Origin of the sequence: Pseudomonas sp. FP1740, from assembly GCF_030687165.1 — a bacterium.
GTDB lineage: Bacteria > Pseudomonadota > Gammaproteobacteria > Pseudomonadales > Pseudomonadaceae > Aquipseudomonas.
Window position 1 is genome coordinate 3,347,295 of record NZ_CP117461.1, and the last position, 26,730, is coordinate 3,374,024.

23 protein-coding genes and 1 tRNA gene are annotated in these 26,730 nt (G+C 60.4%); 16 read left to right on the forward strand and 8 right to left on the reverse strand.

Features of this window, described 5'->3' with window-relative positions:
• Nucleotides 1-65 precede the first annotated feature (65 nt).
• On the forward strand, nucleotides 66-1,985 hold the full coding sequence (locus PSH69_RS15085) for a PAS domain-containing sensor histidine kinase (RefSeq protein ID WP_305412764.1): 1,920 nt from the start codon (nucleotides 66-68) through the stop codon (nucleotides 1,983-1,985).
• Between the two features lie 224 nt (nucleotides 1,986-2,209).
• Here PSH69_RS15085 and PSH69_RS15090 read toward each other — a convergent pair whose 3' ends face one another.
• The 3 genes from PSH69_RS15090 to PSH69_RS15100 form a co-directional block, all read right to left on the reverse strand.
• Nucleotides 2,210-2,677, reverse strand: a complete 468-nt coding sequence (locus tag PSH69_RS15090; protein WP_105341669.1) for a hemerythrin domain-containing protein — start codon at nucleotides 2,675-2,677, stop codon at nucleotides 2,210-2,212.
• 219 nt (nucleotides 2,678-2,896) lie between these two features.
• Entirely contained in the window at nucleotides 2,897-4,243 is a 1,347-nt protein-coding gene (locus tag PSH69_RS15095; protein ID WP_305408905.1) for a sodium:proton antiporter, read from the reverse strand.
• A 176-nt stretch (nucleotides 4,244-4,419) separates the two neighbouring features.
• Nucleotides 4,420-5,574 (reverse strand): MalY/PatB family protein, encoded by a 1,155-nt coding sequence (locus PSH69_RS15100; protein ID WP_305408906.1) that lies wholly within the window; start codon nucleotides 5,572-5,574, stop codon nucleotides 4,420-4,422.
• A 235-nt stretch (nucleotides 5,575-5,809) separates the two neighbouring features.
• Here PSH69_RS15100 and fdnG point away from each other — a divergent pair, with 235 nt between their 5' ends.
• From fdnG to PSH69_RS15135, 7 genes are all read left to right on the forward strand, one after another.
• Nucleotides 5,810-8,875, forward strand: a complete 3,066-nt coding sequence (fdnG, locus tag PSH69_RS15105) for a formate dehydrogenase-N subunit alpha (RefSeq protein WP_305408907.1) — start codon at nucleotides 5,810-5,812, stop codon at nucleotides 8,873-8,875.
• A complete protein-coding gene (gene fdxH, locus PSH69_RS15110) occupies nucleotides 8,876-9,820 on the forward strand; it encodes a formate dehydrogenase subunit beta (RefSeq protein WP_105341656.1) in 945 nt (314 codons plus the stop codon).
• The gene (locus tag PSH69_RS15115; RefSeq protein WP_305408908.1) at nucleotides 9,817-10,470 is read left to right on the forward strand and encodes a formate dehydrogenase subunit gamma; all 654 of its coding nucleotides are present in this window, start codon (nucleotides 9,817-9,819) and stop codon (nucleotides 10,468-10,470) included. Before fdxH ends, PSH69_RS15115 begins: the two co-directional genes overlap by 4 nt.
• Before the next feature lie 4 nt (nucleotides 10,471-10,474).
• A complete protein-coding gene (fdhE, locus tag PSH69_RS15120) occupies nucleotides 10,475-11,413 on the forward strand; it encodes a formate dehydrogenase accessory protein FdhE (protein WP_305408909.1) in 939 nt (312 codons plus the stop codon).
• A 60-nt stretch (nucleotides 11,414-11,473) separates the two neighbouring features.
• Nucleotides 11,474-12,922 carry an L-seryl-tRNA(Sec) selenium transferase gene (gene selA / locus PSH69_RS15125; RefSeq protein ID WP_305408910.1) on the forward strand — a complete coding sequence of 483 codons (1,449 nt, stop codon included), beginning with the start codon at nucleotides 11,474-11,476 and terminating at the stop codon, nucleotides 12,920-12,922.
• Nucleotides 12,919-14,838 carry a selenocysteine-specific translation elongation factor gene (selB, locus tag PSH69_RS15130; RefSeq protein WP_305408911.1) on the forward strand — a complete coding sequence of 640 codons (1,920 nt, stop codon included), beginning with the start codon at nucleotides 12,919-12,921 and terminating at the stop codon, nucleotides 14,836-14,838. The genes selA and selB overlap by 4 nt, the downstream gene beginning before the upstream one ends.
• A 6-nt stretch (nucleotides 14,839-14,844) precedes the next feature.
• A tRNA-Sec gene (locus tag PSH69_RS15135) sits at nucleotides 14,845-14,940 on the forward strand.
• A 19-nt stretch (nucleotides 14,941-14,959) separates the two neighbouring features.
• Here PSH69_RS15135 and PSH69_RS15140 read toward each other — a convergent pair.
• Nucleotides 14,960-16,312 (reverse strand): OprD family porin, encoded by a 1,353-nt coding sequence (locus PSH69_RS15140; RefSeq protein ID WP_305408912.1) that lies wholly within the window; start codon nucleotides 16,310-16,312, stop codon nucleotides 14,960-14,962.
• A gap of 49 nt (nucleotides 16,313-16,361) precedes the next feature.
• Nucleotides 16,362-17,015 carry a hydrolase gene (locus PSH69_RS15145; protein WP_305408913.1) on the reverse strand — a complete coding sequence of 218 codons (654 nt, stop codon included), beginning with the start codon at nucleotides 17,013-17,015 and terminating at the stop codon, nucleotides 16,362-16,364.
• Nucleotides 17,016-17,238: 223 nt separating this feature from the next.
• Between PSH69_RS15145 and PSH69_RS15150 the strand changes: the two genes are divergently transcribed.
• From PSH69_RS15150 to PSH69_RS15165, 4 genes are all read left to right on the forward strand, one after another.
• Complete coding sequence (locus PSH69_RS15150; protein ID WP_305408914.1) at nucleotides 17,239-18,204, forward strand: tripartite tricarboxylate transporter substrate binding protein; 966 nt, start codon at nucleotides 17,239-17,241, stop codon at nucleotides 18,202-18,204.
• Nucleotide 18,205: 1 nt separating this feature from the next.
• Nucleotides 18,206-18,697 (forward strand): tripartite tricarboxylate transporter TctB family protein, encoded by a 492-nt coding sequence (locus PSH69_RS15155; RefSeq protein ID WP_111453354.1) that lies wholly within the window; start codon nucleotides 18,206-18,208, stop codon nucleotides 18,695-18,697.
• Nucleotides 18,698-18,721: 24 nt separating this feature from the next.
• On the forward strand, nucleotides 18,722-20,230 hold the full coding sequence (locus tag PSH69_RS15160) for a tripartite tricarboxylate transporter permease (protein ID WP_018925959.1): 1,509 nt from the start codon (nucleotides 18,722-18,724) through the stop codon (nucleotides 20,228-20,230).
• 282 nt (nucleotides 20,231-20,512) lie between these two features.
• A complete protein-coding gene (locus PSH69_RS15165; RefSeq protein ID WP_305408915.1) occupies nucleotides 20,513-20,815 on the forward strand; it encodes a hypothetical protein in 303 nt (100 codons plus the stop codon).
• A 157-nt stretch (nucleotides 20,816-20,972) separates the two neighbouring features.
• Here the strand turns inward: PSH69_RS15165 and PSH69_RS15170 are convergent, their stop codons facing one another.
• The 3 genes from PSH69_RS15170 to PSH69_RS15180 form a co-directional block, all read right to left on the reverse strand.
• Entirely contained in the window at nucleotides 20,973-21,404 is a 432-nt protein-coding gene (locus PSH69_RS15170; RefSeq protein WP_305408916.1) for a nuclear transport factor 2 family protein, read from the reverse strand.
• Between the two features lie 116 nt (nucleotides 21,405-21,520).
• On the reverse strand, nucleotides 21,521-22,360 hold the full coding sequence (locus PSH69_RS15175) for a pirin family protein (protein WP_305408917.1): 840 nt from the start codon (nucleotides 22,358-22,360) through the stop codon (nucleotides 21,521-21,523).
• A 40-nt stretch (nucleotides 22,361-22,400) separates the two neighbouring features.
• The gene (locus PSH69_RS15180; protein ID WP_019578966.1) at nucleotides 22,401-22,784 is read right to left on the reverse strand and encodes a DoxX family protein; all 384 of its coding nucleotides are present in this window, start codon (nucleotides 22,782-22,784) and stop codon (nucleotides 22,401-22,403) included.
• A gap of 141 nt (nucleotides 22,785-22,925) precedes the next feature.
• Here PSH69_RS15180 and PSH69_RS15185 point away from each other — a divergent pair, with 141 nt between their 5' ends.
• The 4 genes from PSH69_RS15185 (at nucleotide 22,926) to PSH69_RS15200 (ending at nucleotide 26,642) form a co-directional block, all read left to right on the forward strand.
• A complete protein-coding gene (locus PSH69_RS15185) occupies nucleotides 22,926-23,837 on the forward strand; it encodes a LysR family transcriptional regulator (RefSeq protein ID WP_138867557.1) in 912 nt (303 codons plus the stop codon).
• 88 nt (nucleotides 23,838-23,925) lie between these two features.
• Nucleotides 23,926-25,428, forward strand: a complete 1,503-nt coding sequence (locus PSH69_RS15190; protein ID WP_305408918.1) for a sensor domain-containing diguanylate cyclase — start codon at nucleotides 23,926-23,928, stop codon at nucleotides 25,426-25,428.
• 153 nt (nucleotides 25,429-25,581) lie between these two features.
• The gene (locus tag PSH69_RS15195; RefSeq protein ID WP_019578963.1) at nucleotides 25,582-26,226 is read left to right on the forward strand and encodes a hypothetical protein; all 645 of its coding nucleotides are present in this window, start codon (nucleotides 25,582-25,584) and stop codon (nucleotides 26,224-26,226) included.
• Nucleotides 26,227-26,300: 74 nt separating this feature from the next.
• Entirely contained in the window at nucleotides 26,301-26,642 is a 342-nt protein-coding gene (locus PSH69_RS15200) for a hypothetical protein (protein ID WP_096480211.1), read from the forward strand.
• Nucleotides 26,643-26,730: the final 88 nt, after the last annotated feature.

Consider the following 26,730-nt stretch of genomic DNA (forward strand, 5'->3'; position numbering starts at 1 on the left):
TTTGGACCTTCCACCCGTTTGGTTTGTCGCATACTCCAGAAGAACAACAATAAGGGCAGGGTTCCATGAGCGATGACCGGACCAAGAATGCCATTGAAGAGATGCGCTTTCGGCTGCTGATAGATGCGGTGGTCGATTACGCGATCTACATGATTGACCCCGATGGCATCATTACCAGTTGGAACGCTGGCGCCAAGCGATTCAAAGGGTATGAAGAAGCGGAGATCCTCGGCCAGCACTTCTCGCGTTTTTATACCCCGGAAGATCGCAAGGCCGGCTTGCCTCAGCGCGCCCTTGATACCGCCATTAACGAAGGGCGTTTCGAAGGCGAAGGCTGGCGGGTTCGCAAGGACGGCACGCATTTCTGGTCCCACGTCGTGATCGATCCCATTTTCGATCCGTCGGGCAAGTTGCTGGGTTTTGCCAAGATCACCCGGGATTTGACCGATCGCAAGATGGCCGAGGAAACCCTCAAGCAAAGCGAGCAGCAGTTCCGGCTGCTGGTTCAAAGCGTTACGGACTATGCCATCTACATGCTCGCCCCCGATGGACGCCTGACCAACTGGAATCCGGGGGCACAGCGCATCAAGGGTTACCGGCCAGAAGAAGTCATCGGTCAACATTTTTCGATTTTCTACACCCCTGAAGACCGTGAAGCCGGCGAACCGCAGCGGACGCTGGACATTGCGACTCGCGAGGGCCGATTCGAAAACAAGGCCTGGCGCGTTCGCAAAGACGGTACGCGCTTTTTCGCGCACGTCGTGGTCGATCCGATCTGGGGCGACACCGGTACATTGCTGGGATTTGCCAAGATCACCCGGGACATCACCGAGGTGACACAAGCCCAGCAGGCGCTTGAACAAACCCGCGAAGCGTTGTTTCAGGCGCAGAAAATGCAGGCCATCGGCCAACTCACCGGGGGCATTGCCCACGATTTCAATAATCTGCTGACCGTTATCCTCGGCAATCTGGAAATCGTGCGCAAACGCGCAGCGGACGATCCGAGAATTACCCGCCTGCTCGACAACGCGACCCAGGGTGCCTTGCGTGGCGTTTCCCTGACCCAGCGCATGCTGGCGTTTGCCCGGCGCCAGGAGCTCAAGACCGAACCGGTCGAGATACCGACGCTGGTGCAGGGAATTACCGGGTTGCTGCGCAGCTCCCTAGGGCCTTCGGTGAGCATAGAAACCCGCTTTGCGCCCGAACTCGAACCCGTGATGGCCGACGTCAATCAGCTCGAACTGGCGGTACTGAATCTGGCGACCAACGCCCGCGATGCAATGCCCGACGGTGGAAAACTTCTCATCAGTGCCCGGATGGAGGAGGTCTGCGATCAGACGAAGTTATCCCTTGCGGCCGGTCGTTACGTCTGCCTGAGTGTCACGGACACGGGGGAGGGTATGGATGACGCTACCCTGGCGTTGGCAATGGATCCGTTCTTCACCACTAAAGGCGTCGGCAAAGGCACAGGCCTGGGACTGTCGATGGTTCATGGGTTTACCGAACAACTGGGCGGGCGCTTCATCCTGAAAAGCCAGCAGAATGCAGGCACCACTGCCGAACTCTGGTTACCCGTCGCAGTCGCAGGCTCAACCACCGAACCCGCTACCGAGCAGACCGCTGCGTCGCGGGTGCCCAGTTTGTGTGTGTTGGTCGTTGACGATGACAGCCTGGTGTTGACCAGTACCAGTTTGTTGCTTGAGGACCTTGGCCATCGGGTGATCAGTGCCGCGTCCGGTGCCCAGGCACTGGAGCTGTTCGACAACGGACATGACATTGACCTGGTGATTACGGACATGGTCATGCCCAGAATGAGTGGCGCGCAACTGGCGCAGGCGATCCGGACCTTGAAGCCACACCTGCCGATCATCCTCGCCACCGGTTACGCCGAGCGACTGGAAGGCTTCGCGGCCAGACTTCCGCGCCTGTCCAAGCCTTTTACCCAACTCAACCTGGTGGAAGTCATTGCTCTGGTCATGAAGTGAATGACGGAGGCACTCGGGTCCAAAAAGTCCTTGTTCGTCACAGCGGTAAAACCTGCGTTCACTTGTAGCAGCTGTCGAGCTTGCGAGGCTGCGTTCGGCTGCACAGCAGTCTTTAATCCGCGCTAACGCGGTGTGTCTGATGTACCGCAAGTTCTGGTTTGACGACTGCTTCGCAGCCGAACGCAGCCTCGCAAGCTCGACAGCTGCTACAGACCGCGTTTGTATTAAGCCGCTAGTCCATACTCTTTTTTATACCGAGCTTTGAGGCTTTCCATCTCTGCGCCCAACTCCTCAAGCGTCGTTTTGCTCAGCAGCTTTTTGGCCTGAGGAAACATTTCCTTTTCCTCTTCTTCGATGTGATGTTCCAGCAACTCCTTGACCACTTTCACTCGGCCGGCGAATTGCGGAGTAGAGGGATCGGTGGTTTTCAGGTCGGGAAGCACCAGCGAATCGACAGTGCGATGTTCTTCCTTGGCTTCGTAATACATCACGTCCTGCTCCTTGCCCCCGGCCTTTTTATACGCCGGGTACAAGACTTCTTCTTCCAGGCGGGTATGGATCGAGATCTCCATTTCCAGTTTGGCCAGTAGCTCGGTGCGTTTTTTCACGCCACGCTCGGTGGATTCACTCAACTGGCTCAGGATGTCTTTTACACGTTCATGGTCGGCTTTCAACAGGTCAATGGCGTTCATGGTCGAACCTCTTGTTTAGTCACGGGGCAAGCGCAAAACGGTGTTCTCCCCGTCAGTCGCTCCTATGGTTGGAGCATTTCCCGTGCCTGTTTTTGTACTAAAGATAAACTCATTGAAAACAGTCGGTTACGGTTAACCGCGGGTGGCCGTCGTCGTGCAGCCTGCATGAATCGGCGTAGCTGTTCAGTGCAGGTTGACCGAAGCCATGACGAGACCGCCTCAGACATCCGGCCGGTTGCGCCGCTCATAACGGGCAAGCATCGGTTGAGTGCTGACGCCATGGGCGAGAATGCTGAGCGCCACCACCGACAACGTCAGGTCGGTGCACAGCGTCGCTGCCGATGGACCCAGGTCATGATTCAAGGCGTAGAACAGATAGTAAAAGCTACCGATGCCGCGAATCCCGAACCAGCCGATTAACAGGCGTTGTCGGCCATCCAGCAAACGCCCCCACGGCATAAGCCATACGCTTAAAGGGCGAATGGCACAAAACAGCACCAACGCAACCACCAGCGCTCGCCAATCCCAGTGTCCGACCAGCACCACGCCCAGCAGGGTCACCAGAAACACTTCCATGGCGCGCTCCACCAGGCCGCCGAAAGCCAGCATGTCGCCCATCATGATGCCGGCCGCCACTTGAGTGTCCTGCAGATTCGACACGTCGCCATGGACGGCGGCTTCGGGCTCGACGTTCTGGTGACCAACCACCGGTTGCACCAGATGCTCGGCGGGCATCTGGGTGTCGCCGGTGGATTTGACTTCGGCTTGCCGCAAACCGAGGCCAGCGGCGAATACCGACAGAAAGCCATAGCCATGGATCTGTTCGGCGGCGACGTAAGCCAGGGCGATCAAAGCCAGGGTCAGGTAATCGTTGGGGGAAAGGGTGCTGTCGGCATTGCGGATGCGCATCGACAAGGTCAGGCGCCCGATGCCATGGCCCATCCAGTAACCAATGAGTAAGCCCGCCGGTACGGCCCACAACACGCGTTTCAAGGCCCATTCACCGAGCCAGGCATCGCTGGCGCCGTTCTGCTGCACAAACAACAAACCAAGGATCACGAAAGGAAAAGCGATGCCGTCGTTCAGGCCGGCCTCACCGGAGAGCCCGAAACGTACTGCGTCGTCATCCCTGGCGTCGTTGACTTGCACCAGCGAGGCCAGCACCGGATCGGTGGGTGCCAGAATCGCCCCGATCAGCAGCGACGGCCCCCATGCCAGATCAAATCCATAGTGGAGCAACAGGCAGACGCCAATGATGGTCAAGACCATCACCGGTCCCGCCAGGCCGAACGCCACCCGCCATTGGCGATCCTTGAGCGGCAGGCGCAATTTGAGTCCGCAGACAAACAGCGAAAAGAGCACCGCGACTTCCGTCAGGTGCTCCATCCAGACCGCAGCGTCCTTGATGTCCAGTTTCAGCAAGCCCAGGCCCGCCGGGCCGATCGCCACGCCCAGCGCAAGGCACACCGCCGAGGTGGTCACCGGCATCCAGCGCAGATAGGAAGAGGTCAGCGCCAGGGTCAGCAGCACCGCCCCCAACACCGCCATCCAAACGATGAAACTCATGCCTGGTTCCCGGATACGTGCGGCCGACCGCCGAGGGATGGCTGGCCCAAGGCACTTAACCTTGGGCTCCTAAGGTATCGAGGTGCTTCAATCGTCAGGGTTCATTTTTTTTGCCGGGACAGCATCATGCGAGCAGTGCGGGAGCGAGCAAGCCCCACATTGGATCTTCGTTGCTATCAGGCCTTGCGGCTACGCAAACCATGCTCCATCCGCGCAATTCCTTCTTCCAGCAACGCCCGTGGGCAGCCGAAGTTCAGGCGCACGAATTGCCGGGCGTGATCGCCGAAATCCAGCCCGGCGCTCAGCCCGACTTTGGCCTGTTCGAGGAAGAATTGCTGCGGGTTGTCCAGCCCCAGTGCCGTGCAATCGAGCCACGCCAGATAAGTGCCCTGGGGCACGTTCATGGTCACGCCCGGCAACCGCGTGCGAATCGCCTCCACCAGATAGTCCCGATTGCTTTGCAGGTAGGCCATGAGTTCGGTCAGCCATGGGCGGCCTTCGCTGTAGGCGACGCGGGTGGCTTCCAGGCCCAGCGGGTTGACGCTGTCGACCATGCCGCAGCGGGCATGGTTGACGCGATGGAGCAGCGCTGCGTCTTGAATGATCATGAACGCAGTCTTCAGGCCAGCGATGTTGTAGGCCTTGCTCGCCGACATCAAGGTGATGGTGCGCTTGGCGATCTGCGGGCTGAGCGAGGCGGTCGGAATATGCACGCGCCCATCGAAGCACAGCTCGGAATGGATCTCGTCGGAGATGATCCAGGCATCCTGTTCCAGGCAGATGTCGGCAACCGCTTGCAGTTCTTCCCGGGGGAAGACCTTGCCCAGCGGGTTATGCGGGTTGCTCAGCAGCAACGCGCCACCGCCTTGCAGAGCCTGGCGCAAGGCATCGAGTGGCGTGGCGTACGTGCCATCGGCCAGCACGTTGAAGTCCAGTTCGACCTTGTTCAGCTGCCAGTGGCCCGGCGCATGGCGCAGTGGCGGGTAGTTGGGCGTCTGCACGACCACGTTCTGTTGCGGCTGAACCAGTGCATGCAGGGCCATGTTGAAGCCTGATTCGATACCCGGCAGGAACACCAGTTCCTGGGGCTGCACACGCCAGGTGTACTTGTCCCACAGGTCGGCGACGATGGCGTCACGCAAGTCATCCTGGGCCACGCTGTAACCGAGCATCGGGTGTTCCAGGCGTTTTTGCAGGGCCTGAATGATCGCCGGCGGCGCGGCGAAGTCCATGTCGGCGACCCACATCGGCAACACGTCGGCCGGGTAACGGCTCCACTTGGTACTGCCGGTGCCATGGCGGTCGAACACCTGATCAAAATCGAAAGTCATGCTCAGTCTCATAAAAGGCAGAGGGGGTAATCCGGCGGCCATGATAAGCGCCAACCTTCACTGCTGGCGAGTTGTGCAACAGGGCATGACCGGCAAGCCGCCGACGGTCGGTTTTCAGACCGTGCACCACAACATTGTCTAAAGTTCTAATTGGCGGTAGTTCCGTTGCCGTCACCGTGATCGTCCAGAAAAACCCGGCCAACGCACCGGGCTTCCACCTGATCAGGAGTGCACGATGGACCTCAACCGTCGTCAGTTCTTCAAGGTCGCTGGTCTCGGCCTTGCAGGATCCACCCTCGGCGCGCTGGGCATGGCCCCGACGCCAGCCTTCGCCGAACAAGTGCGTCATTTCAAGCTCGCCCATACCCATGAAACCCGCAACACCTGCCCGTACTGCTCGGTCGGCTGCGGCTTGATCATGTACAGCCAGGGCGACAATGCGAAGAATGTCGCCCAGAGCATCATTCACATCGAAGGCGATGCCGACCACCCGGTCAATCGCGGCACCCTTTGCCCCAAAGGCGCAGGCCTGCTCGATTTCATTCACAGCCCCAGCCGTCTGCAATACCCGCAGGTGCGCAAGCCCGGCACCAAGGAGTGGACGCGGATCTCCTGGGATGAAGCGCTGGACCGTATCGCCGACCTTATGAAGGCCGACCGTGACGCCAACTTCATCGAGAAGAACGCCCAGGGGCAAACGGTGAACCGCTGGCTGACCACCGGTTTCCTCGCGGCCTCGGCCTCGTCCAACGAAGCGGGTTACATCACCCACAAGGTCATTCGCAGTCTGGGCATGCTGGGGTTCGATAACCAGGCACGTGTCTGACATGGCCCGACGGTGGCAAGTCTTGCCCCGACGTATGGCCGTGGTGCCATGACCAACCACTGGACCGATATCGCCAACGCGAATCTGGTTCTGGTGATGGGCGGCAACGCAGCAGAAGCGCACCCTTGCGGTTTCAAATGGGTGACCGAAGCCAAAGCCCACAACAAGGCGCGGCTGATTGTGGTCGACCCGCGTTTCACCCGTACGGCCTCGGTAGCGGACTATTACGCACCGATCCGCACCGGCACCGACATCGCCTTCATGGGCGGGCTGATCAATTACCTGTTGACTGAAGACAAGATCCAGCACGAATACGTGCGGGCCTATACGGACGTGTCGTTCATCGTCAAGGCCGGCTACGGTTTCGAGGACGGCTTGTTCAGCGGTTACGACGCGAGCAAGCGCAGCTACACAGACAAGTCCGGCTGGGGGTATGAGATCGGCGAGGACGGCTTTGCCAAAGTCGACCCGACCTTGCAGGACCCACACTGCGTCTATCAATTGATGAAGCAGCATTACAGCCGCTACACCCTGGAGCTGGCCAGTCAGGTCTGTGGCATGCCCACCGACGCGATGAAGAAAATCTGGGAAGAGATTGCCACGTGTGCGCAACCGGGCAAGACCATGACGATTCTCTATGCCCTGGGCTGGACCCAGCACTCGATCGGCTCGCAGATGATCCGCAGCGCGGCCATGGTGCAACTGCTGCTGGGCAACATCGGCATGCCGGGCGGAGGTGTCAACGCCCTGCGCGGGCACTCCAACATCCAGGGCCTGACCGACCTCGGCTTGCTGTCCAACCTGCTGCCCGGTTACCTGACCCTGCCGGCCGAAGCCGAACAGGACTACAACGCCTACATCGCCAAGCGTGCCCTCAAGCCGCTGCGTCCCGGGCAGATGTCCTACTGGCAGAACTACGGCAAGTTCCACGTCAGCCTGATGAAAGCCTGGTATGGCGCCAGTGCCACCGCCGAGAATAACTGGGGCTACGACTGGCTGCCGAAACTGGACATTCCCGGCTACGACATCCTGAAAATGTTCGACATGATGGGCAAGGGCCAGGTCAACGGCTACATGTGCCAGGGCTTCAACCCGATTGCCGCCTTGCCGGACAAGAACCGGGTGATGAAGGCTCTGGCCAAACTCAAGTGGCTGGTGGTGATGGACCCGCTGGCCACCGAAACCTCGGAGTTCTGGCGCAACGTCGGGCCTTACAACGATGTGCAGACGGCCGACATCCAGACCGAAGTCATCCGTCTGCCCACCACCTGTTTCGCCGAAGAAAACGGCTCGCTGGTCAACAGCGGTCGCTGGCTGCAATGGCACTGGAAGGGCGCCGATGGCCCTGGGCAGGCGCGCACTGACGTGAAAATCATGGCCGAGCTGTTCATGCGCCTGCGCCAGCGCTATCAGGCCAATGGTGGCGCCTGGGCCGAGCCGATCCTCAAACTCGACTGGCCCTACAAAGTGCCGGATGACCCGACGCCAGAAGAACTGGCCCGGGAATTCAACGGCTACGCCATCGCCGATGTCACCGACGCCTCGGGTGCGGTGGTCAAGGCCGGTCAGCAACTGTCCGGCTTCGGCCAGCTCAAGGACGATGGCAGCACGGCGTCCGGGTGCTGGATCTTCTGCGGCAGCTGGACCGAGCAGGGCAACAACATGGCCCGGCGTGACAACAGCGATCCTTTCGGCATGAAGCAGAACCTGGGCTGGGCCTGGGCCTGGCCGGCGAACCGACGGATTCTCTACAACCGCGCCTCGTGCGACCCTCAGGGCAAACCGTGGGATGCGAAAAAACGGCTGGTGTGGTGGAACGGCAAGGTCTGGACCGGCACCGACGTGCCCGACTACAAGGTCGATGTGCCGCCGGAAGCCGGGATGAACCCGTTCATCATGAACCCCGAAGGCGTGGCGCGGTTCTTCGCCCTCGACAAGATGAACGAAGGGCCATTCCCCGAACACTATGAACCGTTCGAGACGCCCATCGGCATCAACCCGATGCACCCCAACAACAAACAGGCGACCAGCAACCCGGCCGGGCGGATCTTCGATTCGGTCTGGGACACCCTGGGCCAGGCCAAGGACTTCCCTTATGCGGCGACCAGCTACCGGCTGACCGAACACTTCCACTTTTGGACCAAGCATTGCCCGATCAACGCCGTGACCCAGCCCGAGCAGTTCGTCGAAATCGGCGAGGCGCTGGCCAAGGAGAAGGGGATTGCCGCTGGCGACCGGGTTAGGGTCAGTTCCAAGCGCGGACATATCGAAGCGGTGGCGGTGGTGACCAAGCGGATTCGTCCGCTGCAGGTCAACAATCAGGTGGTGCACCAGATCGGTATCCCGTTGCACTGGGGTTTCACCGGCGCCACCCGCCACGGTTACCTGACCAACACCCTGGTGCCGTTCCTCGGCGATGGCAACACTCAGACCCCGGAATCCAAGTCATTCCTGGTCAACGTGGAGAAAGTCTAAATGGCCAGCCAAGACATCATCGCCCGTTCGGCCACCACCACCGTGCCGCCCTCGGTGCGCACCCAGGAGGAAGTGGCCAAGCTGATCGACACCACCAAGTGCATCGGCTGCAAGGCTTGCCAGGTCGCCTGCTCGGAATGGAACGAGCTGCGCGACGACGTCGGTCACAACCTCGGCACCTACGACAACCCCCACGACCTCAGCGCAGACACCTGGACCCTGATGCGCTTCACCGAGCATGAAACCGACGCCGGCAACCTCGAATGGCTGATCCGCAAGGACGGCTGCATGCATTGCGCCGAGCCCGGCTGCCTGGCGGCGTGCCCGAGCCCCGGCGCGATCATCAAGCACGCCAACGGTATCGTCGACTTCGATCAGGACCACTGCATCGGCTGCGGTTATTGCATCACCGGTTGCCCGTTCAACATTCCGCGCATCTCGCAAAAGGACCACAAGGCCTACAAATGCACGCTGTGTTCGGACCGGGTGGCGGTGGGGCTGGAGCCGGCCTGTGTGAAAACCTGCCCGACCGGGGCCATCGTGTTCGGCACCAAGGAAGACATGAAGGAACACGCCGCCGAACGCATCGTCGACCTCAAGAGCCGTGGCTTCGACAACGCCGGTTTGTACGACCCCGAGGGCGTCGGCGGTACCCACGTCATGTATGTGCTGCACCATGCCGACACGCCCAGGTTGTATGCCGGTTTGCCGGATCACCCGGCGATCAGTCCGCTGGTGGACCTGTGGAAAGGCCTGAGCAAACCCCTGGCGCTGCTGGCCATGGGCGCGGCGGTGCTGGCCGGGTTCTTCCACTACGTGCGCGTCGGGCCACAACTGGTCGAGGAGGACGAACATCCGACCACCGTCGACCCCGCCGTGCATGAATTCGATCCGTCGGTGCACACCTTCGATCCGAGCAAACCGGGCGGGGAGGACAGGCCATGAACGACAAACCGATCCTGCGCTACACCGTCAACCAGCGCACCAATCACTGGCTGGTGGCAATTCTGTTTCTCATGGCGGCGCTGTCGGGGCTGGCCCTGTTCCATCCGGGGCTGTTTTGGCTGAGCAACCTGTTTGGCGGCGGTTCGTGGACGCGCATTCTGCATCCGTACCTGGGTGTGACGATGTTTGTGCTGTTCCTCGGCCTGGTGTGCAGTTTCTGGCGGGCGAACTACTTCATCACCAACGACCGGCTGTGGCTCAGGCGTGTCGGGCATGTGATCCGTAACGAGGAGGAGGGTGTGCCGCCGATCGGCAAATACAATCCGGGGCAGAAGCTGCTGTTCTGGGTATTGCTGATCTGCATGCTGGTGCTGCTGTTCAGCGGGCTGGTGATCTGGCGTGCCTGGTTCAGCGCGTACTTCGGCATTACCAGCATTCGCTGGGCGATGCTGCTGCATGCGTTGGCGGGGTTCATCCTGGTGCTGAGCATCATCGTCCACGTCTACGCGGGTATCTGGATTCGCGGTTCGGTCCACGCCATGGTGCGTGGCCGGGTCAGCCGCGCCTGGGCGAGAAAACACCATCAGCTCTGGTACCGGGAAGTGACCGGTGACGAAACGCCTGAGCGACCGATCAGCAAAAAAGGATAACCCCTTGGCCACGATCCTCGAGCCTGGGCAGATAGAAGCGGTGGCGAGTTCACCGCCGTTTCTGTACCTGCCACCGAACAACCTGTTCACCTTGCGCGCGTTGCGCCTGGAACGTTTGGCGGACGGCCATCCCATGGCGGACTATCTGCGTTTGATCGCGGGGTTGTGTCATGTCCAGCAGCAGCTGATGGACGATCCGCCCGTGGCGACCATGCCCGACCCCGAACGCCTGCGATTGTGCGTAGAACATGGCTTGCCGCCGTTCGCTGCCGACAGCCTGGTGCGCGAAAACGTTTGGCTGCCCTATCTCGAGGCCTTGTTGCAGCGCTATCAGCCATTGCCACACTCGGCGGTAGAAAACGCCGTGGCGACGTTGCGCAGCGCGAACCCTGGGTTGCTCAAGGCGTGGGCGATTGCTCTGGTCAGCGGCCAGTACTCGATGCTTCCGGCAGCGCTGGTGCCGTTTCTCGGTGCAGCGCTGCAAGCGGCCTGGAGTTATTGGCTGCTGAACACACCTAACCTTGAACTCCATCTGCAGCGCCAGCATGGCGACAGCCTCAGCCAATGCCCGGCCTGCGGTTCACCGGCGATGGCCGGGGTGATTCGTCATCGCGGCAAATACAACGGTTTGCGTTATCTGGTGTGCTCGCTGTGCGCCTGTGAATGGCATGTGGTGCGGGTCAAATGCGTGTATTGCGAACAGAGCAAGGGCTTGGAATACGTCAGCTTCGAGGATGATCGCCACGCCGCCAATCAGGCGCCGTTGCGGGCGGAGGTCTGTCCCGGCTGCAACAGCTACCTGAAACTGATCTACCTGGAAAACGACGCCGAAGCCGAAGCCCTGTCGGCGGACCTGTCCAGCCTGATGCTGGACATGCGCCTGGAGCAGGAAGGTTACCAGCGACCAGCGCCCAATCTGCTGCTGGCGCCCGGAGGCGACTGAGCTTATCGATCCCAGAGGCTACACTCAGACGCGACGGTCACTCGCTTCCGGGAGCCTCTGATGCCCGCAACACTCGCCGGCCAAACCTTGCGGCTGCCTTCCATCGACAGTTTGCTACGCCATCCCGCCTGCCAACCGTTGGCCGAGCGGTACGGACACGACGCACTGCTGGCCGGCCTGCGGCAATTGCTCGATGACTTGCGCGAGCCGGTGCACAACGGTGAACTCGCCGCCATTGAAATCGCCCCCGACGTATTAGCGGGGAGGGCAGGTGAGCGTCTGGCGATCCAGCATCGCAGCCAGATCCGCCGGGTGTTCAACCTCACCGGCACGGTGCTGCACACCAACCTCGGTCGTGCGTTGTTGCCGGAACAAGCCATTGAAGCGGTGCAACGGGCTGCGCGCTATCCGCTCAATCTGGAATTCGACCTGCACAGCGGCAAGCGCGGCGACCGGGACGATTTGATCGAAGGCTTGATCCGCGAACTGACCGGCGCCGAAGCAGTCACCGTGGTCAACAACAATGCCGCCGCCGTGTTGCTGACGCTCAACAGCCTGGGCACACGCAAGGAAGGGATCATCTCCCGAGGTGAGCTGATCGAAATCGGCGGCGCGTTTCGCATTCCCGACATCATGGCCCGCGCCGGGGTCAAGCTGCACGAAGTGGGCACCACCAACCGCACCCATGCGCGCGATTACGAGGCCGCCATCGGCCCGCGCAGTGGTCTGCTGATGCGCGTACACGCGAGCAATTACAGCATCGAAGGCTTCACCGCGAGAGTGCCGACGGCGGAATTGGCGCAGCTGGCTCACCGCCACGGACTGCCCTTGCTCGAAGACCTCGGCAGCGGCAGCCTGCTGGACCTGACACGCTGGGGGTTGCCCGCCGAACCGACGGTGCGCCAGGCACTGCTCGATGGCGCGGACATCGTCACCTTCAGCGGCGACAAACTGCTCGGCGGGCCTCAAGCCGGATTGATCGTCGGCCGCCAAGACCTGATCGCCAGGATCAAGAAAAATCCGCTCAAGCGTGCCTTGCGGGTCGACAAACTGACCCTGGCGGCCCTCGAAGCCGTATTGGCGCTGTACCGCGATCCCGATCGTCTGGCCGAACGACTGCCGAGTCTGCGTCTATTGACCCGACCCCAAGCCGACATCCTCGCCCAGGCCGAACGCCTGCAACCGTCATTGGCGCAGGTGCTGGGCGATGGCTGGAGCGTCAGCGCGATTCCGGCGCTAGGCATGATCGGTAGCGGCAGCCAACCCGTGGCCCGGTTGCCCAGTGCGGCGTTATGCCTGCGGCCAAACGTTTCGAAACGCCTGCGTGGGCGACGATTACTAGGGCTGGAGGCAGCGTTGCGGCAACTGCCCATTCCGGTGCTCGGGCGTATCGACGATGACGCCTTGTGGCTCGACGTGCGCCAACTCGATGACGAAGCGGCATGGCTGGCGCAGCTCAATCAGCTGGTGCGATTCGATCAACTGCAGGAGGAGGACCGGGACGGGTGATTGTCGGCACGGCGGGGCATATCGATCACGGCAAGACTTCCTTGCTCCAGGCACTGACCGGGCAGGCCGGTGATCGTCGCCGCGAAGAACGCGAACGTGGCATGACCATCGACCTGGGCTATATCTATGCGGCGCTGGAACCGGGCGCCGCCCTGACCGGTTTTATCGACGTGCCCGGCCATGAGCGCTTCACCCACAACATGTTGGCCGGCGCTCAAGGGATTGATCTGGTGTTGCTGGTGGTAGCGGCCGATGACGGCGTCATGCCGCAAACCCGTGAACACTTGGCGATTGTCGAGTTGCTGGGCATCCCTCGGGCACTGATTGCAATCAGCAAGTGCGACCGGGTTGACCCGGCTCGGGTGCAGGCTGTTCGTGAGCAGATCGAAACATTACTGGCGCCCGGACCGTATGCCGGCGCGCCGCAAATCCCGCTGTCGAGTGTCACTGGCGAGGGTATCGAGACTCTGCGTCAGGCTTTGCTGGATGCGCAGCATGAGGTTGTTCAACGCAGCGCCTGCGGCGGTTTTCGTCTGGCGATTGATCGGGCCTTCAGCGTAGCCGGCGCCGGCATCGTGGTGACCGGTACGGCGTTGTCCGGCCAGGTGGCGGTGGGCGATACGCTGATGTTGAGCCCGCAGGGCAAACTGGTGCGAGTACGTGGCCTGCATGCGCAAAACCAGGCCGCTGACCGCGCAACGGCCGGGCAGCGGGTCGCGCTGAACCTGAGTGCCGAGCGTCTGGCCCTGGAGCAGATCCACCGTGGCCACTGGCTGGTGGCCGAATGGCTGCATGCGCCCACTCAGCGCCTGGATATCGAGATGACGGTGTTAGCCAGCGAAGCGCGAAGCTTCGAACACTTTCAACCGGTGCATGTGCATCTCGGCACTCAGGACATCACGGGGCGAGTGGCCTTGCTGGAGGGCGCGAGCCTGGCCCCGGGGGAGCAGATGTTCGCGCAACTGCTGGTCAATGCGCCGGTGCTGGCGGTGAAGGGCGACCGCTTGATCCTGCGCGACCAAAGCGCCCAACGCACCCTTGGCGGCGGACAGGTGCTGGACCCGTTCGCCCCGGCCCGACATCGTCGCAGCCCTGAGCGATTGGCGCAGCTACAAGCGCTGGCCACCACCAATAGTCTGGAAGCGGCACTGCCGGCGCTGCTGGCCAACAGCGACACCGGGCTCGATCCGCAGCGACTGGAACGCCAGTTCAACCGTCCGCGCGAGACTTGGGAATTGCCCGATGACGTGCGTCTCATCGATACGCGGCAGGGGCCGTTGCTGTTCAGCGCGGTGCGTTGGGAAGCGCTGAAAGCGCCGCTGCTGGAACACCTCGCACGCTTTCATCAACTCGAATCGGACCAGATGGGACCGGACCGGGATCGCCTGCGTCGTTTCGCCGGCAGCGTGCTGGAACGGTCGACCTTTATCAGCCTGCTCGACGAATTACTGGCCAGTGGTGCAATGGCGGCCAGCGGCCCGTGGCTGCATTTACCCGATCACCAAGTACGCTTGAGCGAGGACGACGAAACCCTGTGGCAACAATTGCAGCCGTTGTTCGAACAGGCGGGTTTCGATCCGCCGTGGGTGCGTGATCTGGCCAAAGCCACTGGCCATGACGAGGCTGCCGTGCGCCTGCTGCTGCGCAAGATGGCCCGGTTGGGACTGCTGCATCAAATCGTCCGTGACCTGTTTTACACCGAAACACTGGTGCGCCGATTGGCGGCTATGCTGGTGCAACTGGCCAGCGATAACCCGGTGATTCAGGTCGCCGCATTTCGCGATGCCGTGGGCCTGGGGCGCAAGCGCAGTATTCAGATTCTTGAATACTTCGACCGGCTCGGCCTGACCCGCCGCTTTGGCGATCGACGCCATATCCGGCTCGACAATGCACTGGCCCAACAAACCGCAGTATGACTTCAAGGAAGGCAATCGCGCCCGGTGGCGCGGCCGGGCTTCAAACCCGGTTGGGGATGGCATCCGTTCCCGGGCAGGTTCGACTCCGGCTGCCTTCCGCCATTTCCACGGTGAGGTTGAATCACGGATGCCCGAAGGTCAGCGGGTAATGGATGACAACGTAAACCCTGTCGATGTCATCGCCCGCCTGAGCGGTGTTGGCCCGATGAGACACATGGGACAGTTGCAGTGACAAACCCTTGGCGGCGCCTGACTGCACGATGTAGCGCAGGTCGATGTCGCGCTCCCAATGCCGCCCGCCATCGCCCTGTTGAGGCACGTACTCGCCGATGGTCGGGTCGAACGGGTTGTAGGCCCCACCCTTGGGCGCACGGGTGCCGTCGATGTCGCTGCCCCTGACATAACGCGTCATGAAACTCAGGCCGGGGATGCCATAAGCGCCGAGGTCGAGGTCGTAGCGTGCCTGCCAGGAGCGTTCATGGGCGCCGTTGAAATCGGCGTACTTGATCGAGTTGGCCAGGTAAATCGAGTCGCCACCGACGAAGTCGAACGGTGTGTCGCCATTGATGCGTTGCCAGGCCAGGGTGAAGGCATGAGCATCCAGGGTGTATTTGCCCGACAGGCTATAAGCGGTGTTGTCGATGGCACCGGCCAGTGCCTTGCCGGTGTCCTGCGTGCGGTACAGGTTGGCGTCGAGGAACACGGCGGACTGTTTCAGGTGCAGGTTGGCGTAATACTGGCGCCAGGTGTCGCTCAGCTCGGAGGCGTATAACGCGCCGCCGACAGGACTGTGTGTGAACAGGTCAGTGCCCAGAAACGTGATGCCACCGGCTTCGGTGTTGGCACCGTAGCCGTAAAAGTTGCCCTTGCTTGTCGTGTTGTCCTGATTCTTGAACGCCGTGAAATGACCAGCCACCAGTTTCATGTCGTCGATTTCGTTGCTGTTCAACAGAAAGCCCGTGGCGTATTCCGGCTGCAGGCGTTTGTCGGCAGTGTCGAACACCGGGGTTTCCACGGTCATTTCACCGAAGGCCAGGGTGGTTCGGGAGGCCCTGATTTTCAGCGCGCCACCGGCACTGGAGTAGTTGTCTTCGCTGCGACCGTCACTGTCCAGCGGCAGTAACCCGGTTCCCGAATGCCCTTTGCCGCCGTCGAGCTTCAGCCCCATAAACGCGTGGCTGTCGACGCCGAAACCTAGCGTGCCGGGGGTGAATCCGGATTCAAATGAGCCGATAAAGCCTTGAGCCCACTCTTGTTTGTAGTTCTTGCCCGAAGGCGAGGGTGAGCGGTAGTCGCTGTTGAGGAAGAAATTTCGACTGAGCACCTCAAGCTTCCCGCCCTCGAGAAATCCTTGCGCGGAATCCGGTGTCTCATCCGCCAGGGCTGTTCCGGCAAAAAACACGCAGAGCCAGAAGGACGCCCTGGGTACGTCCTTCTGCCCGGAAATGCGCGGGAGGGTTTGTAAAGAAAACATGATTGATCTCCCGCCTGAAATAGCGACTCCGAAGAGTCGCTATTTATTCTCAATGGCCTTCAGAGGCATGGAACATGGTCTTGGCGTAGATCAGGCCCAGACCATAGGCACCACCGTTGGCGATGGAGGTTTTCACCGTCTCGTCGTACGTCTCGCTACGTGCCCAGTCGCGCTGCAGTTCAAGCAGGTATTGCAGCGAAGTCATTGGGCGGGCACCGAGCTGGATCATGCGTTGCACGGCCATTTCATGGGCTTCGATGGAGACATCGCCACAGGCATCGGCGATGAAGTACACCTCGAAGCCTTGGTCGAGGGCCGACAGTGCCGGGCCAACGATGCACACGGAGGTCCACAGACCGGCCAGGACGATTTTTTGTTTGCCGATGGCGTTGACTTCAACGGCAATACGCTCGTCTTCCCAGGTGTTCATGCTGGTACGGTCGATCACGTTGTGTTCCGGGAACACCGACTTGATTTCGTCGAAGATCGGGCCGGAGAAGCTTTTCTCGGCAACGGTGGTGAGGATGGTCGACACGTTGAAGCCCCGGGCTGCCTTGGCCACCAGTGCGGCGTTATTGCGCAGGGTGACGGCATCGATCGACTTGGTCGCAAAGGACATTTGCGACTGGTGATCGATCATGATCAGGGTGTGGTCGGTCGGATTCAGCAGGGTTTTGCCAGGTGCTGCTTTTGCGATGGCCATGATGATGTCCTTGCAAGTGGATTGTGGGTGGGTTCACAGGGCCTATGGTTGCGTAGATTTCGATGCGGATATTGAGTCGATGTGCTGTCTTTGATTAGCGGCGCATCAGCACAAAGGCCGTCAACAAACACATCTATGACCTACGCTTGTTTCCAGACGCATGCTCACCGAACAGGGGCTTCCCTGATCGAAAACTACAAGAACGGCTATCCGGAGACGTCTCATGTTTGCACTGGCCCGTCGATTCAGCAGCAACCTCGCCGCTTTCATTACCGCCGCCGCACTCGCATCACCCGTTTTTGCCCTGGACACCGTCAAGTTCATGGCCCCAGGTTCCGTGGGCGGCGGTTATGACCAGACCGCGCGAGTCCTGGGCAAAGCCATGGTCGAGGCCCAAACGGCCAAAGCCGCCACCTTCGAGAACAAGGGTGGCGCCGGCGGGACCCTGGGGTTGGCGCAATTTGCCAACGCCACCAAGGGCGACCCCGATGCGCTGATCGTGGTCGGCGCGATCATGGTCGCGTCCATCGAGCAGAACAAACCGCAAATCACCTTGAAGGACGTAACCCCGATCGCCCGGCTGTTTACCGAATACAACGTGATCGCCGTACGCGACGACTCGCCATACAAAAAACTGGAGGACTTGCTCAAGGACTTCAAAGCCAACCCGTCCAGCATCAAATGGGGCGGTGGCTCCAAGGGTTCGATCGACCACATCGGCATCGCCGAACTGGCGAGCAAAATGGACATCCCCGTCAACAAGGTCAATTACGTTGCCTTCGCCGGTGGCGGCGAAGTCGTTGCCGCGGTGCTGGGGGGGCACATCACGGTGATCACCGGCGGCTACGCCGAGCTGGCCAAATACGTGCAGTCCAAACAGTTCCGCTTACTGGCCGTCGGCGCGCCCAACCGCGTTGAAGGCATCGACGCACCGACCCTCAAAGAGTCTGGCTACGACGTGACGATCGGCAACTGGCGGGGTGTTTACGGCGCAGCGGGCCTGACGCCTGAACAGCGCAAGGCTCTGACGGAAGCCGTCCTGACCGCCACCAAAAGCGCCGTCTGGCAGGAAAACCAAAAAACCAATGCGTGGTCGCCGAGCATTCTGACCGGGGATGATTTCGGCAAATTCGTCGATGAGGAGCACGGACGCCTGCGCGCGATGCTGGTCAAGGTCGGGCTGCTTTGAGATGGCCGGGCGCTGGAGCGTAAGGCCGGCTCAACTGGCGATTGGCGTCGGTATTGTCGTGATCAGTGCGGTATTGGCGGTCGGCGCCTCGCGGTTTCCCGCCGAGATGGGGTTCGTCATCATGCCGGCCTACGTCTACCCCTATGCCGTGGCGGCATTTCTGGGCGCCGTCGGTCTGTTGATGGGCTATCAGGCGCTCACCGGTGGTTTTCGCAACCTCGCCGATGATCATGAGACTTCCGGGGCCGAGCCCGGCGGCAAGTCCGGGGCGACCTGGGTTACGGCAGGGCTGCTGGGTGTGGCGTTGCTCATTTCCTACATCGGCTTCGTATTGGCTGCTGCATTGCTGTTTGCCTGTTCGGCGCGGGGCTTTGGCAGCCGCAGCCCGGTGCGGGACCTGGCCATCGGCATCGCTCTGGCACTGCCGATCTACTGGCTTTTCACCGCCGGGCTAGGGGTTTCCCTTCCGCCCTTGATCAACGCCTGGATCTGATCCAGGCCGAAGGAGGTCGACAAGGTGGATATTCTCTCGAATCTGGCCGTCGGCTTCGCTGGCGCGCTGACGCCGATCAATCTGATGTGGGGTTTTATCGGTTGTCTGCTGGGCACTGCAATCGGAGTATTGCCGGGGATCGGCCCGGCGCTGACCGTCGCCTTGCTGCTGCCGATTACCGCCAAGGTCGATCCGACCGGGGCACTGATCATGTTCGCCGGCATCTATTACGGCGCTCAGTTTGGCGGCTCTACCACCTCGATCCTGCTCAACACCCCGGGGGAATCGTCCTCCATGGTCACGGCCCTGGAAGGCAACCTCATGGCCCGCAATGGACGGGCAGGCCCGGCGCTGGCAACGGCCGCCATCGGTTCATTCGTGGCCGGCACCATCGCAACCATCTTGCTGACGTTGTTCGCGCCCCTGGTGGCCACGCTGGCGCTGAAATTCGGGCCGGCGGAGTATTTCGCGATTCTGGTGCTGGCCTTCACCACCGTGTCGGCAGTGCTCGGCGCGTCGATGCTGCGCGGCTTTGCTTCATTGGGCATCGGGCTGACCATCGGTTTGATCGGCCTCGACTCGACGTCAGGCATTGCCCGCTACACCTTGGGAGTTCCCGAGCTGGTCGATGGCATCGAAGTGGTGCTGGTCGCGGTGGGGTTGTTTGCCGTCGGTGAGGCCTTGTACGGCGTGCTTTACCAAAAGGAAGAAACGGCCGGCCGACACCGCCTGACCTCGTTATGGATGACTCGCGCCGACTGGAAACGCTCGGTCCCGGCGTGGTTACGGGGCACCTTGATCGGTTTTCCCTTCGGGTCGATTCCGGCCGGTGGCGCGGAAATCCCGACGTTCCTGTCCTATTCCACTGAACGCAAACTCAGCAAGTACCCGAAAGAATTCGCCGCCAGCAAGGGCGTAGGCGCCATCGAAGGCGTCGCAGGTCCCGAAGCGGCGAACAACGCGAGCGCCACCGGCTCACTGGTGCCGCTGCTGACCCTGGGCATACCGACCTCCGCCACGGCGGCGATTCTGTTGGCAGCGTTCCAGAACTACAACCTGCAACCGGGGCCGCTGCTGTTCCAGACCTCGGGCGAACTGGTCTGGACCCTGGTGGCCTCCTTGTACATCGGCAACGTCATCCTGCTGGTGCTGAACCTGCCGCTGGTGGGGCTGTGGGTCAAACTCTTGCAAATCCCTCGGCCGTACCTGAACGCCGGGATCCTGGTGTTCGCCACCATCGGCGTGTACGGCATGCGCCACTCATCCTTCGACTTGTTCCTGATGCTGGGCATCGGCTGGGCGGGGGTGTTGATGCGGCGTTTCGATTTTCCCGTCGCCCCGGTGATCGTCGGCATGCTGCTGGGGCCGATGGCGGAAAAACAGCTGCGCAACGCCTTGTCCATCAGCCAGGGCGATTGGATGATATTCGTGACGCAACCGATTGCGGCGTCGGTGCTGGCGTTGACGTTGTTGGTGTTGCTGGTGCCGTATCTGCTGCATAAGCGTGGGATCAAGTTGCATGAGGATGATTGACGGCTGATTACCTGGCTCCCAGCGCGATCTGTAGCAGCTGCCGAAGGCTGCGTTCGGCTGCGAAGCAGTCGTGTATCCGACTGACGCGGTCTGCCTGACATACCGCATTCGCTCCCGGGCAAAGCGTAGGAACGTGGCGCACAAATTTTCCGGAAATTTCTGACAGAGTCTCTCGTTGCTACGCTCCAGTACGCCCCTTATAGTTCCGGCTCGCGGCAAAATTCGCGACGATCTTGGCCGGTCGATAACCCAGGAGAACTCAATTAATCAGGAGCTACCTCAATGTCCGACCAAGTCATGCCGCGTTACCTCCCCATCGACACCTACGACGCCGAATCCCCGGTGCTCTTCATCAATACCCATAAAGAACTCAGCGACCTGGCCGCCTGCGCCATGCATCGATTCACCGTGGTTCGCGATCTGACGGACACCTTGTCCAGTCTCAACCTCAAAGGTATTTCCGACTGCGACCTGACCCGCGTCACCCGGGCGGTGCATCTGCTGACGCGTGAAGGCTGTGCCGTGCTGGATGTGATCCAGGCTCGGGCGTTGCAGCGGGAGGAGGGGTTCAAGGCTGCTGTTTAGTGGTAGCGACGGACGCCATCGCGAGCAGGCTCGCTCCCACATGTGATCGCTGGCGTGCACAAATACTGTGCTCACAGAAAATCCAGTGTGGGAGCGGGCTTGCTCGCGAAGAGACCGGCACATCCAGCATTGCAACTGCCTGACACCCCTCGCCAGGTCAGAGCCGGAACGCTTGTCGTCCTACCAGTAACCATTTGCCTTGCTGCTTTTGCCAGATCTGAAAGTTCTCGATTTCCGTGGGAACAATCTCGGTGCCCTTGATGGCTTGCGCCGAAAAATGATGGCGGACCAACGCCACATCACCCGAGACGGTGATTTTCTGATTCTGCATCTCCAGCGTTTTGAAAGCGCTTTTTCCGGTTTCGATGTCGGCGATGAATTCTCTCTTGTCCTGGATTTTCCCGCTGGAATGCCCGTAGGTCAGGTTTTCAGCGGTGAGCGCATTCAGTTGTGGGACGTTTTTGGTCAGCATCGCTTGAGTCAGATGGTCTACCGCAGCGGCAACATCCTTCTCGCTCGATGCGGGGGAGGCCGCCACGTAGCCACTGAACAGGCATAAAAAACCGATAATCAGTTTCACTTTTTTCATGGGTAATTCCTTGTTGTTATAGATGCGAGGATGACAGATGAATTACGCTAACTCATCTGTCATCGTACAACATATCAGGTTTTTACCAAGTGATGCAGATATGGCATTAGCGAGTGCTAGGCCAGCCGTCCCTCATGAAACAGACGCGCGCCAATACGCTGAATTTCAGCTTCGCCCTGCGCCAGTGCCGCTCGGCTGGTGTGTACTGAATAACGACCCATCACCAAATCATGTGGGTGCTTCACCGCCGAGCCCAGCACGAAAGACGTGTCGCCGTGCGCCACGAAATCGATGGGTTGGTCTGACTCCTCGAACACCGCCAACTCGCCAGTATTGACCGGGCCACCAACGTCCAGCCGACCGGCATTGACCGCCAACCACGCCACGTTGTGGCCGGTGGGAGGTGTGTAGCGCCAGCGTTCTCCGTCTTTCAAGCGCACGACGAGATAGTTCATGTCCGAAGGTGCCGCAATCGCGCTTTGCTCTGCGCCATAGCGTCCGAGCAGCACACGCGCCGGGCCTGCTTGCGGGATCTGCGACGGCGCCAGGTAGAGGCTTTCCGCCGGTGTGTTTTCGTGCGAAGCGGGCAGGGCGACCCAGAGTTGGAAGCCCGATATTGAGCTGTCGCCGACTGGTTTAGCGTCGTGCCACACGCCATTACCGGCGCGCATCCACTCCACACCTTCGGTGGGCAGCACGCCCGTCTTGCCCGTGGTGTCTTCGTACTCCACGCCGCCCTCAATCATGTAGGTCAGTGTTGCTATCCCTGAATGCGGGTGCATGCCGAAACCTTTCTGCCCGCCTTGGGGCTTGAAGCCGAAGAGATCAAGAAACACAAAAGGCTTCAACAACTGGCCCAGGTCGCCAGGGCTCATGAGTCGCGTGATCGGCCCGTGAGAGCTGCCGGATGTGCGGTGAACGATGGCACGCGTTGGTGTTGCGATGATGCTGTTCATAGGTTTTCCTCAAGTCTTGAGCCGATCGCCTTGGGATGGATCAGCGCGCTGCACCGAGCAAGGCCGCGGGCTTCTGCCGCCAGGCCACGAAGGCAGACATCGCCAGCAGCACCAGGGCAGGGGCGGGATTGCCGCCAATCACGAAGAGATGCGTGACCACTGCGCCGGTCATGGTCGCCGTCAGCAGCAGCCCGGCGAAAAAGCTCGTGACCGGGATGAGCAGCAACACAGCGCCAGCCACTTCAATGGCACCGGTGAGGTAGCGGAACCATTGCCCAAGGCCGACGGCATCGAACACCTGAACCATCTGCGGAGCGCTGGCCAGCTTGGCGATGCCGGCCGCAGCGAACGCCAAGGCCAGAAAGATGCGAACACCCCAAAGGATGCGGTTTTGAATAGGGGAGAGGGATGAAGTTTGAGTCATGGGAAACGATGTCCTTGCCTGTGGTTTACGCAGTTAGAGGGCTAACTGCCGCGATGCAAGAAGGATAAGCGTGCCCGGATTGGTTGATTAGATGGAACAATTGGATTGAGCCCGTCCATTTTTTGCTGGAATTATCGCCTTATGCTCGACTTGAATGACATTGCCTTGTTTGTTCAAGTGGTCCGCAGCGGCAGCTTTGCCGAAGCGGCGCGGCGACTGGGCATGCCGCCCAACACCGTCAGCCGGCGTGTCCAGCAGCTCGAGGCACAACTCGACACACGACTGCTGCAACGCTCCACGCGCAAGTTGACGCTGACCCATGCCGGGCAGGCTTTTCACGAGCGCTGCGTGGGCGCGGTGGACGGGCTGATCGAGGCGGGGCACGAGTTGATGACGGGCAGCCAGGAACCCAGTGGCTTGGTGCGCGTCGCTGCGACGGCGGATTTCTTCGACTTCTTCCCCATGGAATGGGTGGCTGACTTTCTTGCCGCGCATCCGCGGGTGCGGCTTGACTTCGTGCTCAGTGATGCCCGCGCCGACTTGATCGCCGAGCGTATCGACATCGCGTTTCGCGGCGGTCCGCTGCAAGACTCAGGTTACGTCGGGCGCCAGCTCTTCAGTGCAGGCAGCGAGGGCTTGGTGGCGAGTCCGGCTTACATCGCTGCTCGCGGTATGCCCGGTACGCTGCAGGACCTGGTGAACCATGACTGCGTGAGTTTCGCCCATCCCAGCGGCTTCACCACCTGGCGTCTGACCGGACCAGAGGGCGTGGAGGAGGAGGTGCAAATCGCCAGCCGTTTTTCCGGTAACACGGCCCAGGCACTGCGCAAGGCTACGGTGGCCGGCCTGGGCATCGCGCTGCTGCCGCCGACGCTCGCCATGCTCGACCTTCAGGCGGGCCGACTTGTACGCGTGTTGCCACACTTCCAGCGTGCAGGCTTTGGCCTGCACGTGCTTTACCCGAGCCGGCAGCATCTGCCGTTGGCGGTATCGGCCTTCATTGAACTGGTGATGGAGAAACTAAGAGTGGAAGCATTCCCGGCGCAGGGCTAACTTATCCATATGCATCAGCAGTGATGGCCAAAAGCCTTCTATAATGCGCAGCCTTTGACGCCAGTGTACTCAACAGCCCGGTACTTCCTTGAAACGCGATCTTCGACTTGCCACTTTTCTGATCTTTCTGGTGTGTGTCTCCGTGGTGCTGCTGACGGCCTGGCAGACATGGACAGCCCGACAGAACACCTTGAGCGACATCAATACCGATACATTGAACCTGACTCAGGCGCTCAACACTTACACCGAGGGCACCTTCAAGCAAAGTGAAGTGCTGTTGCTGGGCCTGACAGAAAGGATCGAGAAAGACGGCACCGGCCCGGAGCAACTCGAACGGCTGAGCAAGTTGGTTGCCCAGCAGATGGATGCGCTCCCGCAATTAAATAATGTGGTGCTATATGACGCCCAAGGGGATTGGCTATTCTCGACCAACATGCTGATCTCATCCAATAGCAACAACGCAGATCGGGCGTTCTTCAAGCATCACCGAGACGTCGCGGATCGCGGTATCTATATCGGCCCGGCGATTCTCAGCCGTGTCACTTGCACCTGGGTGATTTCCGTCAGCCGACGCATCGATCACCCTGATGGAAGTTTTGCGGGGGTGATCGCTGCGACCATCAGCCTTGAACATTTCCTCAAACTTTATCGAAGCATCCACGTGGGGCAATTCGGCGTCATCAGCCTGACCTCATCCGAAGGGAGCCTGCTGGTGCGGTATCCCTTTCAAGTGGAAGACATCGGCCGTGATCTGTCGCGCGCGCCCATATTCTCCGAATACTTGCGCAATACCTCATCGGGCACCGTGGATTTTGCGTCGAATGTCGATGGCATCCATCGCCTCTATGCGTTCAAGAGAAGCGATCAATATCCTGTCGTCACGACGGTTGCGGTGGGGCAGGCCGAGGCAACGCAAGCGTGGCTCAGTCAGACAAAGCAATCTGTCGCTGTGGTGCTGCTGTTGTTGGGGCTCCTCGTCGCACTGGGGCGCAGGCTGATTTCCCACATCAGTCGGCGTATTCGGGCGGAGGAAAAATTGCTCGCCACTCAAACCACACTGATCGAGCTTAACCAGACGCTGGAAGTTCTCGCCAGCGAGGACAAACTCACCGGCCTCGCCAACCGCCGGCATTTCGATCAGTTCCTGGATGTCGAACTCAAACGCGCCAAGCGACTCGCAAGCCCGTTGTCACTGATTCTGATCGATGTGGACTTTTTCAAACGCTACAACGATCACTACGGCCATCTCGCTGGAGACGAATGTCTGCGGATCATCGGTCAGGCGATCAAGCACTGTGTATGTCGCCCGGGTGACATGGCGGCTCGCTATGGCGGGGAAGAAATCGCCGTGGTGATGCCCAATACGGACGAATCAGGAGCGCGCAAGGTTGCCGAGGCGATCCTGTCGGGTATTGCGGCCGAGCAGCTTGCGCATTTGTCGAGCCCGTTAGGTATCGTGACCGTCAGCCTGGGGTTGGCGACATATGTCGCCGACGGCAGCGACCCTGATGAAAAGGCACTGATCGGTCGTGCAGATCGCGCGCTTTACGCGGCGAAGTCGCAGGGGAGAAATCAGCTGAGCGTCGCGTGATCGAGCAGGCACTTGGAGGAAAGAGCAAATAATCGGCACGCGGCGCAACTATCGGTTCAAGTGATAGTGACAATCAAGAAACGCAAGTTCTGCTGGGTCGGGTAAAGGCGGAAAATCGCCTCCATCGAAGACGCAGCTCAAGGAATTTGCGCGATGAAGACATTGACCCGACTGGCAATTGTCGCCCTGTTGATGGGCGGGGTTGCTACTGCTGCAACCGCCTACGCAGACGACGCCCAATCGTGCCATTTTCTACCCATCGCCGGCGCCAGTACCGGGTTGCAGCATTCGCAAACCGTCGGTGTGCTGTACAGCGAAAACACCCTGGACAACCTGCAATACCTCGAGCGTTACCACGATGTGGCGGTGAACGGCGCGCGCGATGCGCTGGATGCGCGGATTCGCGACGCGTTCATCAACAGCTCCGACCCAGAGTTGGCAATCGACTGGCTGATGAGTTCGTTACAGCAGCAGTTCCTGTCGGTGACCGTCTACGACAACCTCGATGCGTTGTTGCAGGCCCATCCGGATGTGGTGGTGATGCTCGATACCCATAACCGTCTGCTGACCCAACGCAACAGTCAGGTCGAAGCGCGTTTCGCCGCACGGTTCTACGACGCCAACCTGCAATACATCGGCAAGGCCGAAGGCGCCGTCGAGAAACAAATGCCTTCGGTCTGGGTACACCGTAAAGCTGCAGCCGAGATTGCCGCCCAGATCGATCAGCAACGCGACCTGCAACTCAGCGCCTTGAAGCAGTTCGATGACTCGCTCAAAACCCTGGTGACTGCTGGCTGAACACCCGGACCATAACCGCAACGACAGCGACCCGTTGCGCAACGAAACAGATTTTTTACTTCAGGACTGCACCGATGCGCCCTTTATTTGTTCCTGCCATGGCTGTTGCCACCTTGCTGCTGGCCGGTTGTGCCTCTGCGCCGAACGACCCGACGCTGACCTTGCAGACGAAAAAAACGCCTGCCGAGTACGCCGATTGCGTGGTGCCGAAGTTGCAGGGCAGCGCACTGCACCCGACGGTCTCGCAAACCCAGCGCAGCTACAGGATCGTGGTGCCGAGCAAAGTCGCCGCGGACAACGTCCTGGAAGCCTACAAAGCGCCAAACGGCGGCAAGGTGTTTTTGTATGAGCGCCACTTGCTGGCGTCGAACTTCATGCCTTCGAGTTTCGAACGTGCCGCGCAGGAATGCCTGTAACCCGTAACCGCTTTGAAAAATGCTCCTTTGGTTGGCCGCAACCAACCAATTTTTTGCCCCGTACCTTATGTGGTTTCGGGGCTTTTTT